The sequence below is a fragment of the Microbacterium sp. BWT-B31 genome (assembly GCF_041379855.1).
Classification (GTDB): Bacteria; Actinomycetota; Actinomycetes; order Actinomycetales; family Microbacteriaceae; genus Microbacterium.
The window spans coordinates 606,716-618,678 of sequence record NZ_JBFECU010000001.1; the positions used below are offsets into that span (position 1 = coordinate 606,716).

General features: G+C 66.9%; 11 protein-coding genes. All 11 read left to right on the plus strand.

The window, feature by feature from the left end:
- Positions 1 to 55 precede the first annotated feature (55 nt).
- Positions 56 to 1,192, plus strand: coding sequence for a 5-(carboxyamino)imidazole ribonucleotide synthase (locus AB1K54_RS02620; RefSeq protein ID WP_371201135.1), 1,137 nt, complete (start codon positions 56 to 58; stop codon positions 1,190 to 1,192).
- 116 nt (positions 1,193 to 1,308) lie between these two features.
- Positions 1,309 to 1,776, plus strand: a complete 468-nt coding sequence (purE, locus tag AB1K54_RS02625; RefSeq protein ID WP_371201163.1) for a 5-(carboxyamino)imidazole ribonucleotide mutase — start codon at positions 1,309 to 1,311, stop codon at positions 1,774 to 1,776.
- Positions 1,773 to 3,221 carry an LCP family protein gene (locus tag AB1K54_RS02630; protein WP_371201136.1) on the plus strand — a complete coding sequence of 483 codons (1,449 nt, stop codon included), beginning with the start codon at positions 1,773 to 1,775 and terminating at the stop codon, positions 3,219 to 3,221. Before purE ends, AB1K54_RS02630 begins: the two co-directional genes overlap by 4 nt.
- A 98-nt stretch (positions 3,222 to 3,319) precedes the next feature.
- Positions 3,320 to 4,447, plus strand: a complete 1,128-nt coding sequence (locus AB1K54_RS02635) for a glycosyltransferase (RefSeq protein WP_371201137.1) — start codon at positions 3,320 to 3,322, stop codon at positions 4,445 to 4,447.
- 51 nt (positions 4,448 to 4,498) lie between these two features.
- Positions 4,499 to 7,159, plus strand: a complete 2,661-nt coding sequence (locus AB1K54_RS02640) for an LGFP repeat-containing protein (RefSeq protein ID WP_371201138.1) — start codon at positions 4,499 to 4,501, stop codon at positions 7,157 to 7,159.
- A 298-nt stretch (positions 7,160 to 7,457) separates the two neighbouring features.
- Positions 7,458 to 7,766: a hypothetical protein gene (locus AB1K54_RS02645; RefSeq protein WP_371201139.1), complete on the plus strand. Its 309-nt coding sequence runs from the start codon at positions 7,458 to 7,460 to the stop codon at positions 7,764 to 7,766.
- Positions 7,766 to 8,143: a DUF6507 family protein gene (locus tag AB1K54_RS02650; protein ID WP_371201140.1), complete on the plus strand. Its 378-nt coding sequence runs from the start codon at positions 7,766 to 7,768 to the stop codon at positions 8,141 to 8,143. The genes AB1K54_RS02645 and AB1K54_RS02650 overlap by 1 nt, the downstream gene beginning before the upstream one ends.
- Positions 8,140 to 10,104, plus strand: a complete 1,965-nt coding sequence (locus tag AB1K54_RS02655) for an alpha/beta hydrolase (RefSeq protein ID WP_371201141.1) — start codon at positions 8,140 to 8,142, stop codon at positions 10,102 to 10,104. Before AB1K54_RS02650 ends, AB1K54_RS02655 begins: the two co-directional genes overlap by 4 nt.
- 80 nt (positions 10,105 to 10,184) lie before the next feature.
- The gene (locus AB1K54_RS02660) at positions 10,185 to 10,730 is read left to right on the plus strand and encodes a hypothetical protein (RefSeq protein WP_371201142.1); all 546 of its coding nucleotides are present in this window, start codon (positions 10,185 to 10,187) and stop codon (positions 10,728 to 10,730) included.
- 155 nt (positions 10,731 to 10,885) lie between these two features.
- On the plus strand, positions 10,886 to 11,374 hold the full coding sequence (locus AB1K54_RS02665; RefSeq protein WP_371201143.1) for a DUF6301 family protein: 489 nt from the start codon (positions 10,886 to 10,888) through the stop codon (positions 11,372 to 11,374).
- A gap of 4 nt (positions 11,375 to 11,378) precedes the next feature.
- Entirely contained in the window at positions 11,379 to 11,714 is a 336-nt protein-coding gene (locus tag AB1K54_RS02670) for a hypothetical protein (protein WP_371201144.1), read from the plus strand.
- Positions 11,715 to 11,963: the final 249 nt, after the last annotated feature.

An 11,963-nucleotide genomic window follows, 5' to 3' on the forward strand; every position in this document is an offset into this window, starting at 1 on the left:
TGCGGACGCGCGCCGTCCGGCCGACTGGAATGATGGGGGTGACGAAAGGAACCCCATGGCGTTGCGAGTCGGAGTCGTCGGCGGCGGGCAGCTGGCCCGCATGATGATCGCGCCGGCGGTCGAACTCGGCATCGAACTGCGGGTGCTCGCCGAGCAGCCCGGCATGTCCGCGGCGCTGGCGGCGACGGCGGTGGGCGACTATCGCGACGCAGACACGGTGCTCGCGTTCGCGCGCGACGTCGATGTGATCACGTTCGACCACGAGCACGTGCCGCAGGAGGTGCTGGCGGCGCTGGTCGATGCGGGCGTCGCCGTGCGCCCCGGCCCCGATGCGCTGCGCTTCGCGCAGGACAAGCTCGAGATGCGCGCGCGACTCAGCCAGCTCGGGATGCCGCAGCCCGACTGGGCGCCGGTCACCGACGCCGAACAGCTGCAGGCCTTCCTCGACGACCACGACGGCGCCGCCGTGGTGAAGACCCCGCGCGGCGGCTACGACGGGAAGGGCGTGCGGGTGGTGCGCGCCGCGACCGAGGCCGAGGACTGGTTCACCACCCTCGCCGAGGACGGACGCGGGGGAGCGCTGCTCGCCGAGGAGCTCGTCGACTTTCGTCGGGAGCTCGCGCAGCAAGTGGCCCGTCGCCCCTCGGGCGAGGTGCGCGCGTACCCGGTCGTGGAGACCGTGCAGCAGGGCGGCGTCTGCGCCGAGGTCGTCGCGCCCGCGCCGCACACGGCCGAGCGGCTCGAGGCCGTCGCGGCCCAGATCGGCATCGGCATCGCCGAGGGCCTCGAGATCACCGGGATGCTCGCGGTCGAGCTCTTCGAGACGGCCGACGAGCGCGTGCTCGTCAACGAGCTCGCGATGCGCCCGCACAACAGCGGCCACTGGACGCAGGAGGGGGCCGTCACGAGCCAGTTCGAGCAGCACCTGCGGGCCGTGCTCGACCTTCCGCTCGGAGACCCCTCGCCGCGCGCGGCGTGGTCGGTGATGGTGAACATCCTGGGCGGGCCGAAGAGCGACTCGCTCGACGCCCGTTTCGCCGCCGCGATGACCGAGCACCCCGCCGCGAAGATCCACACCTACGGCAAGGATCCCCGCCCGGGGCGCAAGGTCGGCCACGTCAACGTCTCGGGCGAGGATCTCGACGACGTCGCCTACCAGGCGCGGGCCGCGGCATCGTTCTTCGGGGACTGACGCCCCCGACCGGCGCGAGCACCGTGCCGTTGCGGGCAACTTCCAGCCTGCACCCATAGCCTTGACGGGTGACCCGCCCCCTCCACTCCTCCCTGACGCCGCTGGTCGGCGTCGTCATGGGCTCGGACTCCGACTGGCGCGTGATGAGCGACGCCTCGCAGATCCTGAGCGATTTCGTCATTCCGCACGAGGTGGAGGTCGTCTCGGCCCACCGCACGCCCGACAAGCTGATCCGCTACGGGCGCGAAGCGCGGGGTCGAGGCATCCGTGTCATCATCGCCGGCGCAGGCGGCGCCGCGCACCTGCCGGGCATGCTCGCATCAGTCACGGCGGTTCCCGTGATCGGCGTGCCGGTGCAGCTTCAGACCCTCGAAGGGCTCGATTCGCTGCTGAGCATCGTGCAGATGCCCGCGGGGATCCCGGTCGCGACCGTGTCGATCAACGGCGCGAAGAACGCGGGTCTGCTCGCGGCGCGCATCCTCGGCGCAGCGGACGCCGCCGTCGCCGACCGTGTCGAGGCCTACGCCCGCTCTCTCGAAGAGCAGGTCGAAGACAAGAACCGGCGGCTCAAGGACTCGCTGTGAGCGTCGCGAGCCCGCCCCGCACCGCCCTCGGATCGGGGGCGGGGGCGCGCGTCGTCGAGGAGCGTCCGCTGCGCTACCCGGACGCGTCGTCGCGGCCGATGATGACGCGCCGCGGCTGGTGGCTCGTCGTCCTGAACTTCCTGATCCCCGGTTCGGCGCAGGCCGTGGCCGGAGGCCGTCGCCTCGGCAAGCTCGGGCTCGCAGCGACGCTGGTCATGTGGGTGCTCGCGATCCTCGCGGTGCTCGGGGCCACCCTGTGGCGCAGCGCCATGGTCACCGTCGCGACGAACTGGTTCGCCCTCACGGTGATCCAGGTCGTCCTCTTCGCGTACATCGTGCTGTGGGCGGTGCTCACGCTCGACACGCTGCGGCTGGTCCGACTGGTGAGGACCGGCGCCTTCGCGCGGTTCGGGATCGCGCTCGCCTCGGTGGCGCTGCTGGTGGTGGGTGGCGGCGCGACGGCGTACGCGGCGAACGCGGTCGGCGTGCTGCGCAACACGATCGACATCGTCTTCGGCGAGAGCGGGCCGCCCGTGGCCCCCTCCGACGGGTACTACAACATCCTGCTGCTGGGCGCCGACAGCGGCGAAGGCCGTGACTCGATGCGGTTCGACTCGATCTCGGTCGTTTCGGTGAACGCCGACACCGGTGCCGTCACCATCACCGGCATCCCGCGCGACATGCCGGGCTTCCCGTTCGCCCCCGGCCCCATGCAGGACCGCTACCCGAACGGGCACGAGAGCCACGACGACGAGACCTGCGGATGGGGGAGCGGCATCAACCAGCTGAGCACCGAGGTCGAAGTCTGCCAGGACGGCGCCGCGCTGTATCCGGATGCCGTCGCCAACGGCTCCTCGCCCGCGGTCGAGGCCACCAAAGATGCGGCCGAAGGGATCCTCGGCATCGAGATCCCGTACTACGTCTTCCTCGACATGCACGGGTTCGCCGCGCTCATCGACGCGCTCGGCGGCGTCGACATCACGGTCGAAGAGAGCCTGCCCGAAGGATGGGGGCCGACCTACGACGGCCAGCCCGCCGTGGAATGGGCGATCGGGTGGATCGAGCCCGGGCCCCAGCACATGGACGGCGACACCGCGCAGTGGTACGCGCGGTCGCGCTACACCACCAACGACTTCGACCGCATGAAGCGCCAGCGAGAGCTGCAGGAGGCGATCCTCGCGCAGTTCACGCCCGATGTGGTGCTCACCCGCTTCCAGGATGTCGCCGGCGCCGGTGCCGCGATCGTCGAGACCGACCTTCCGCAGTCGCTCCTGCCGTACTTCGTCGACCTCGCCCTCAAGGCGAAGGAGCAGCCCGTCACGAAGATCGAGCTCACCCCCGAGGGGGGCATCGACGAATACGAGCCGGACTTCGCCTACGTGCAGCAGATCGTCCGCGACGCGCTGCACCCGCCGACTCCGGAGCCCTCCGCGCCGGCCGGGTGACGCGCCTCGGTCTGCTGCGCGTGCGCGCGCGGGTTATCGCGCTCGCACGACACCGCGCCGTCACGGTGCCCCGTCGCCGCCCCGGTACCCTCGAATCCATGACCGTGACGCTGCGAGTGATGCTGGACCAGGTCGTTGCGCCGACCGATCACCGACTCGCCGAGGCGTCCGCCGAACTCGCCCGCTCCCTGGTCGTGGCCGCCCCGGCGGGATGCGAGGTCGAGGCGGTCGTGCCCTCGGGCCCCGCGCAGGATCTCGACACTCTCCTGGCGGGGGTCGCGCGCGTGCAGCGGGCGGGCCTGCCCCGCCGCGAGCTCTCGGCCGCCCTGCAGTTGGGGCTTCCCTCGGGGGCGGGCGCGGGCATGATCCACGCGCCGTCGCTGTTCGCCCCGCTCGTGCGACACAGCAGGGTGCACGACCATGACCAGACCGTGGTCACCGTGTGGGACCTGCGCGCATGGGAGGCTCCCGACGAGCTCGGCCGCACCGAGACGGCGTGGCAGCGCGCCATGCTCAAACGCGCCGTCAAGCACGCCGATGCCGTCGTCGTGCCGACGCACTCGATGGCCGAGCGTCTGGCCGAGCTCGGGCCGCTCGCCGACCGGCTCCGCGTGATCCCCGGCGCAGCCCCGACCGGTTTCGCGGTGCCGTCTGACGAGATCGGGCGCCGGCGCGCGGCGGGCCTGCCCGAGGGGTATGTGCTGCTGTCCGGCGGGACCGCGCCGTCCGACGGCCTTGCGGAAGGCTTCGCGGCGGTCGTGCGCTCGAGGGTGGATCTGCCGGTGGTCGTGATCGACGCGGGTGCGGGAGAAGAGCCCGCGATCGCCGACCTCGCCGCGGCTGAGGGCCTTCCGGAGCGGCGCTTGCACGTGCGCGGCGCGCTCGATATGTGGGATCGCGGGGCCGTCTTCGGCGGCGCCGTCACGTTCCTGGCGCCGTCCGCGCGCACGGCGTTTCCGTGGCGCGTGCTGGATGCGCTCACGCTCGGCGTGCCGGTGGTGGCCGTGGAGTCGAGCGTGCACCGCGAGGTCGTCGTCGAGGGCGGACTGCTGGTTCAGGCCGATGCCTCGGGCTCGGCCGCCGACGGGCTCGGGGCCGCCCTCGCCGCCGCGCTCGGCTCGACCCAGTCGGCCGAACGGCTCGCCGTGCTCGCCTCCGATCGCGGGCGCGCGTTCTCGTGGCGGGACTGCGCTGACCGGGTGTGGCACCTGCACGCAGACCTCTGATGCGGCGTCCAGGTGGTTGGCAAAGTCGACAACATCCGCCACACTGTTCGCATGAGCACCGCCCGGCGCCGGGTTCTCGTCCGCCGTCGACACCTCGTTTCACTCATCGCGGCACTTTCGGTGGCCGTGGGGGGAGTGCTCGTGGCGCCCGCACGAGACGCCGACGCAGCAGCAGCCGACAGCTCCGTCGCGTCGGTCGCCTCCCGCAGCTTTGCTGAGACCGCCGCCGGCATCAGGCCGACTGCGAACCTCTCGAACTTCCAGGCCGGCAACATCATCAGCGACGCCGTCTTCTTCAACAGCGGCACCATCGACGAAGCCCAGATCCAGGCGTTCCTCGAGTCCAAGGTCCCCCGTTGCGAGTCCGGCTACACGTGCCTGAAGGACTGGTACGACACCTCGCGCACGACCACGGCCGACGCGATGTGCGGCGCGTACTCCGGCGGCGTTCGGGAGCGAGCATCCCGCATCATCTACAGAGTCGCGCAGGCCTGCGGCATCAACCCGCAGGTGATCCTCGCCACCTTGCAGAAGGAACAGGGACTCGTCACGCATGTCTGGCCGAGCGACTGGCGGTACACGATCGCGATGGGCCAGGGATGCCCCGACACCGCGGCCTGCGACGAACGCTACTACGGCTTCTTCAATCAGGTGATGGGTGCCGCCTGGCAGTTCAAGCGCTACGGGAACCCGCCGGGCACGAGCAAGTACTTCACGTGGTATGCGCCGGGCCGCACCTGGAACGTCCGGTACAACCCGAACGAGGGATGCGGTTCGTCGCCCGTGTTCATCCAGAACCAGGCGACCGCGAACCTGTACTACTACACGCCGTACCAGCCGAACGCAGCTGCGCTGCGAGCTGGATACGGTGAAGGCGACGGGTGCTCGGCCTACGGGAACCGCAACTTCTACAACTACTTCACGGACTGGTTCGGGTCGACGCAACGCGACCCGGTCGCCGAGATCGAGTGGGAGTACCAGGCGCAGGGAGGGCTCTCGGGGCTCGGCGCGCCGACGTCTTCGGTCGCCACGCTCTATCAGAACGGCGGGGGCTTCGGTCGGGCATATGAGAAGGGCTCGATCTACTGGAACTACAGCTCCGGTGCGAAGACGGTGCGGGTGGGGCCGTTGCAGGACTACTACTTCGCACGATCGGGCGCCGACGGAGACATGGGGTGGCCGATCCTCAACCAGGAGTCGCTGAACGTGGCTTCCGGAAGCGGCGTCGCCCAGCTGTTCTCGGGCGGCTCGCTGTACGCGGGACCGGCCGGCACGTTCATCGTCCGTGAACCGCTGCGGGGGGGCTATTTCTCGCTGAACGGGGCCGCAGGCGCTCTCGGATGGCCGACGGGTGATCAGAGCTGTGCCTCGGGCGTGTGCCGACAATCGTTCCAGAGCGGCGCCGTCATCTCTTCGAGCGCCGGTGTGTACCCGCTGACGGATCCGGTGCGTGCGGCGTTCGATGCCGCTGGCGGGGTGTCGGGATCTTGGGGTGTGCCGGTGTCGGGGTTGATGGCGTTGCCGTATTTCGGGGGTGGGTTCGGGCAGGCGTTCGCGAACGGTTCGGCGTATTACCGATCCGACGGGGCGGTGTATCACGTCTCGGGTCCGATCCGGGATCGCTACTTCGCACAGGGCGGTGCGGCCGGTGCGCTGGGCTTCCCGTCGGGTGCGCAGCAGTGCGCGAACGCGTCGACGTGTCAGCAGCAGTTCCAGTTCGGATGGGTGCTGTGGACGTCGGCTGGTGGTGCGCGGATCGGGGATCCGGCGATCGATGCGGCGTATGCGGCGGCGGGCGGTGCGGGCGGGTCGTTGGGTGCGCGGACGAACTTGTTCCTCTACTACTCGTACAACGGTGGAGGGTTCGCGGAGGGTTTCGCCAACGGTGCGATCTTCTACAAGCCGGGGGTGGGGGCGGCGTATCCGGTGACCGGCTCGGTGCGTGATGCGTACTTCGCTGCGGGCGGTGCGGCGGGCCGGTACGGGTGGCCGACGTCGGCGATGACCTGCGCCGACGGCACCTGCACCCAGAACTTCGAAGGCGGCAGAATCGTCGTGACCGCGAGCGGTGCGCTCGCCGTGACGGATCCGGTGCGTGCGGCGTTCGATGCCGCTGGCGGGGTGTCGGGATCTTGGGGTGTGCCGGTGTCGGGGTTGATGGCGTTGCCGTATTTCGGGGGTGGGTTCGGGCAGGCGTTCGCGAACGGTTCGGCGTATTACCGATCCGACGGGGCGGTGTATCACGTCTCGGGTCCGATCCGGGATCGCTACTTCGCACAGGGCGGTGCGGCCGGTGCGCTGGGCTTCCCGTCGGGTGCGCAGCAGTGCGCGAACGCGTCGACGTGTCAGCAGCAGTTCCAGTTCGGATGGGTGCTGTGGACGTCGGCTGGTGGTGCGCGGATCGGGGATCCGGCGATCGATGCGGCGTATGCGGCGGCGGGCGGTGCGGGCGGGTCGTTGGGTGCGCGGACGAACTTGTTCCTCTACTACTCGTACAACGGTGGAGGGTTCGCGGAGGGTTTCGCCAACGGTGCGATCTTCTACAAGCCGGGGGTGGGGGCGGCGTATCCGGTGACCGGCTCGGTGCGTGATGCGTACTTCGCTGCGGGCGGTGCGGCGGGCCGGTACGGGTGGCCGACGTCGGCGATGACCTGCGCCGACGGCACCTGCACCCAGAACTTCGAAGGCGGCGCCGTCACGGCGTCGGGCTGAGACCTCAAGGGCGGAAACTCTACACTCGGAACGCGCGTTATCGATGGTGAAACTTTCCAACGAGGGACCACCGAAAGACGGATGACATCGCGACAGCGCTGAACAACGCGCTCGCGGGAATCGTCGGCTCGATCGCCGGCCAGAACCTCGCGTTCGTCACGGCGGCCGAGGACGGAGCAGCTGCTCACGACTCCGCACAGGGTTCCGCGGACTTCAGTAGCGAAGCCGTTCTTGCAAGGATCTCCGGCCAGGCCAGCGCCTGAGCCCAGACACGAACGAAGACCACGGAGGGTTCATCATGAGTGGTAACCAGATCGACCGTAACGACTACAGCGTCGGGGCTTCCCAGTCCGCGCAGTCCAACTTCGAGAACGCAGCCGCACGTCTGGAAGCCGCGCTGCAGCGCCGCGACCAGGACGTCAAGGCAGCACTCGCCGACTACCAGGCCGACGGAGTATCCGACGAGTACGCTGCCCTCGAGCAGCAGTGGAACACCGCTGGCGCGCAGGTTCGCAGTGTGATCAGCGCGATCCGCGGCGCGCTCGAGCAGAACGATGACGTCGCGCTGCGGGCCCTCACCCAGGCCCGCGCCTCACTCCCCATCTGATGAGCCACTGGTGGGTGGCCCCGGACGGGGTACTCGGGGTGCTGGCGGGAATCGACGAGCTCGGGCCGGACTTCGAAACGGTGCAGACCGGAATCAGTGAGGCAGCGTCCTCCGGATCGACGTTGACCGTTGACGGTCGCACGACCCTGTCGAACGCGTGGGACGCGTTCATGGAAGCTCGCGCGCTCGTGCCAGGGAAGATCATGTACGCGGTCAGTGCCGCCGCTTCAGGAGTCGGAGCGGCGACAACGGCAATCGTTGCAGGCGACGAGGAAATGAGCGCGGACACACAAGCAGCGCAGGCGCATGCCGAGGACGAATGGGGCATTGCTCCCTCTTCGGCCTACTTCACAAGTGGGGTGTCCACGCCACTATGAGTGCGATTGATCCGTCGACGGTTCCGAACGTCCTGGACGCGTCGCTTGTCGAGAGCCTCGGGGATAGCGTCGTCACATCAGCAAGTCTCCTAGAAACGACGATGGCGAGTGCTTGCGATCGATGGCAGCACCTTCCTGAAGTGTTCGATGTCAGCGGCGCAGAAGGAGCAGCGGCGATGCTCGATCCCGCGCGAGGCGCGGCGAGCGAGTTCGTCACGGCGATGCTCGAGGCCCGTCGCGTCCTCAGCGATGCGTCGATGAACACGCTGCCCGCGCTGAAGACTCGTCGCGACGCGCTCATCGAACGTATCGCGACAGTGAATCAGCAGCACGCCGATGCTGTGTCTGCGTCTGAAGAGGCCACCTCCGCCTATTGGGCGGAGTACCGGGACGATCCTGACTCAGACGGTACGTCCGCCGCTGCGGACGATCGGAGCAGAGCATCGGATGCCCTCGAAGCAGCGAACGCGGAACTATCGGACGTGCGGCGCGAGATCGAACAGCTCCGATCCGACATCGACACCGAAGAGTCATGGATCGCGGGAGAACTGGGCCGAATCTCAGGCGGGGATGTGGTCCGCGGTGCGTGGGGTGACGAGCTTCACACCTCGCAGACTTTCTGGGGCGAAGCCGACGCTGCGTACCCCGGAGGGCCGGTCACCAGATCGGGACTCGCAGAGCATTTGCGCGACAACATCTCTGACGCGGTGGCTCGCAGGATCGAATGGCTCAGCGCAACCAACGGCGGTGCCGCACAACAGTGGTTGCTTGCACATCCGGACTTCGCAGCTTCAGTTGGCTTTGTCGACCCGGAGCGGGCACGGCACTTGTTCGAGAAGTTTGAGAACGAGTCGGTTCGCGGGGAAGACGGCACATGGTACCTGGGGCCTCTCGCAACGCTGCTCGCATTCGCACCAGCAGCGATCGGTAATCTCAATGGCATCCCTGCGACGGTGAAGAACGAGTTCAATCGAAAGACGCTCGAGAACCTTCTCGAAGGCGACCTGACGGAAACGCAGAGATCACAGTTGGAGCAGCTAAAGAAGGTGCTCAAGGACGCCAAGAAAGCTGGCCTGGACGTCTCTCTCCTCTCGTTGTTCTTGAACACGACAGATGACTGGAGCCCGCGCGCGAGTGTGGGCTTCGGTGATGTCGATACCGCGGATCAGATCACGACGCTGACACACGGTATTGCAACGGACATGAGCAGCCTCGGCGAATGGTCGGATAGTGCGACCAACCTCAAGAGCAATCTCGACCGACTCCTCGGAAAGAGCGGGTCAAGCGCAACCACAGCAACCGTGCTGTTCTTCGAATGGGAATCCGGCGACCCAAGCAACGTCTGGAACATCGAGCGTCCTGACGCTGGGGCAGAGAGACTGGCTCAACTGCTACGAGGTTTCGAACTCACGAACCCTGGTGGGCAACGCAACTTGGGACTGCACTCTTTGGGAACGACGGCGGGCACGCAGATGATCGTCGACAATCCTGACCTTGTTGACAACGTCTGGTTGTACGGGTCAGCCGGAGTCACCGAGGAGACTGCCGCGAAGCTCGAAGAGATGATAAGGAATCATCAGATCTCGGTGAACGTCACACACGCGACGGACGATATGATCGCACCTATCGGGCGCTGGCCGGTGTCGGAGCATCCCGTCGACCCGCGAACCATTTATGGCGTCGATGAGTTCGAATCTGATGGCGGAGTGGTCGACGGGTACAGTGACATACCCGGTGGAAACTATGGTGAACGCACTGAAGGACACAACTCTCAGGCGAGCACCGAGTGGTACTACCTTATCGAGGACTTGCAGGGGACCTCCACGTCGACCGGTGCGCCCACATACACTTTCACCATGGACGATGAATCCGTTGGATACCTTGATCCTCGTTCTCAGTCTTTCAAGCAAACCGTTATCGACCTGATTCATGCGCTGAGTGAGACGACGAGAGCACGGTGATGAGAGCGCAGGTACGGGTCGTGGCTGGGGCGCTCTGTCTTGGCACGATGTTGAGTGCAACCGGATGCGGAGGTCCCGCGATGACGGGCGAAGAACTTCTTGATCAAGCACGAGCGGTGTACCTGGATTACCGATCCGCAGTCGCAGAGGTGCAGCTCGAGATCTTCGACGGCGAGTGGGTGGTCGATAACTACGGGGATTCCCCAGACGAGTGCGGGGCTGGCGGTTACGAGTTCTCGTTCGGGCGTTCCACGCCGCCGGAGTGGAAGATCGACGGCACCCCTGCCGAGGCGGCTCAGCGTCTCGCGGACTGGTTGAACGAAAACGGATGGTCGGAGATCACGACCCGCACCTACAGTGACGGGATCGCCGATGTCGTCGTCGAAGCAGAGAAGCCGGACTCGCACGTCGGACACATCACGGTCGACATCAGCCCCGGCGAGCTCTACGACTCGACCACGATTTACCTCGACTCCACCTGCGAGCCCGGCGACTGGGCGGTGATCTACGATCTCCAGAACCCCGGGGATCCGAGATGGGAGGATATCGAGCCCCACGCGCCAATGGAGCATCCCACGGCGGAGCCCAGTTTCGGGTACACCCCAGAGGGGAAACCGAAGTTCTGAAGGGCTCCTTCCTTCCGATGGGTGAGAGTACAGTTGAGGCCTTGATAAGGGGGCCTGGTGATGGCGTTCTGGAATCGACGGCGCGGTGAGTCCAGCGAGTCGGACATGGCGCACTCCGTCACGACTGAGGAATCGAGTACTTTGCCGTCGCCGACGTGGAAGACTATGCCCCCCCCGCAGAGGTGCTCGACATCGTGGACTTTTGGTTCGCTCAGCCGTGGCCGTTGCCGGCGGATGAGGTGAAGCTTCTGGGCGTGGAACAGTTCGGCTGGACCACCTATCAGGAGAATGGGAAGACCTACGTTCGGAACTCGGTCTCCGGGTTGTCGGTCTCAGGTGTTGTTGTCGTCGGCACGGATACGGAAACGAGCTCGATCTCGTTCCGTGCGTGCGATGTGGTTCCCGACGGAAGCCGGACGGGTGAAGCGGAACTTGGCGACTACTTCACTACCCTCGTGCGTGAGGCGGAGGCTCGGTTGGGGCCTGCATCGTTTGAGCGAAGCGGAGATAGGGAGTCCGCAAGTTGGCTGACCGATTCTCGTGGCCGACTGGACATTCGGCGAAATCGGCGTTCAATCAGTGTTAGTTACGCCACTCCGCAGTCTGTCGAACTTGATCGGGAGGCTGCTCGCCTTGGACTCTGAAGCTGTGACCTGGCAGTCCTTCGCTGACAGACTGGTCAGCACGTTCCGCGGGTTGTCCGCGCGCTCGTTGCTCATCATTAGCGCCCGCGAAGACGAGCTCCGATACGTGCAGTTCGCAGGTGAAAACGACCGCATCTACGCTGAAGCCTCCGGCGCGTATCCTCACACTTCCAAGAGCGCCGGGGTGCTAGCGTCCGCGGGTTGGACACCCGGGACGAATCTCGCACCGAACTGGTCCAGCACCCTTCGCGTGCCCGCATTGACAGCCGAATACACAGCCTTCGCTGGAATGAGCGTCCTCGCGCTGCGGGACTCTTTCGACGTCACATCCCCCGGATGAGCTCGTCTACAAGGCGTGGCGTGAGCCGGAGCCGTTCCCTCGCGGCGTGACGCTGTCAGACGAGCAGATCGCAGAGCTCGACCCCGGTGAGAACCCTCTGCCGATCCCGGAGCTGGGACTCAATCCGGCTCTTCGGACATTTGGTGGGGGTGAGGCTCGCCGGGTGATGGTCGGTGGGTAGGGGTCGAGGTCCCCGAGGATCAGTAGCGCCAACTGCTGTTCCATCACGAGGACCTCGACGTGTCTCAC

What these genes read in the sequence shown, in the direction of transcription:
- AB1K54_RS02620 (WP_371201135.1), top strand. Translation starts at nt 56, where the DNA reads ATGGCGTTGCGAGTCGGAGTCGTCGGCGGCGGGCAGCTGGCCCGCATG.
- purE (WP_371201163.1), top strand. Translation starts at nt 1,309, where the DNA reads ATGGGCTCGGACTCCGACTGGCGCGTGATGAGCGACGCCTCGCAGATC.
- AB1K54_RS02635 (WP_371201137.1), top strand. Translation starts at nt 3,320, where the DNA reads ATGACCGTGACGCTGCGAGTGATGCTGGACCAGGTCGTTGCGCCGACC.
- AB1K54_RS02640 (WP_371201138.1), top strand. Translation starts at nt 4,499, where the DNA reads ATGAGCACCGCCCGGCGCCGGGTTCTCGTCCGCCGTCGACACCTCGTT.
- AB1K54_RS02645 (WP_371201139.1), top strand. Translation starts at nt 7,458, where the DNA reads ATGAGTGGTAACCAGATCGACCGTAACGACTACAGCGTCGGGGCTTCC.
- AB1K54_RS02650 (WP_371201140.1), top strand. Translation starts at nt 7,766, where the DNA reads ATGAGCCACTGGTGGGTGGCCCCGGACGGGGTACTCGGGGTGCTGGCG.
- AB1K54_RS02655 (WP_371201141.1), top strand. Translation starts at nt 8,140, where the DNA reads ATGAGTGCGATTGATCCGTCGACGGTTCCGAACGTCCTGGACGCGTCG.
- AB1K54_RS02660 (WP_371201142.1), top strand. Translation starts at nt 10,185, where the DNA reads ATGACGGGCGAAGAACTTCTTGATCAAGCACGAGCGGTGTACCTGGAT.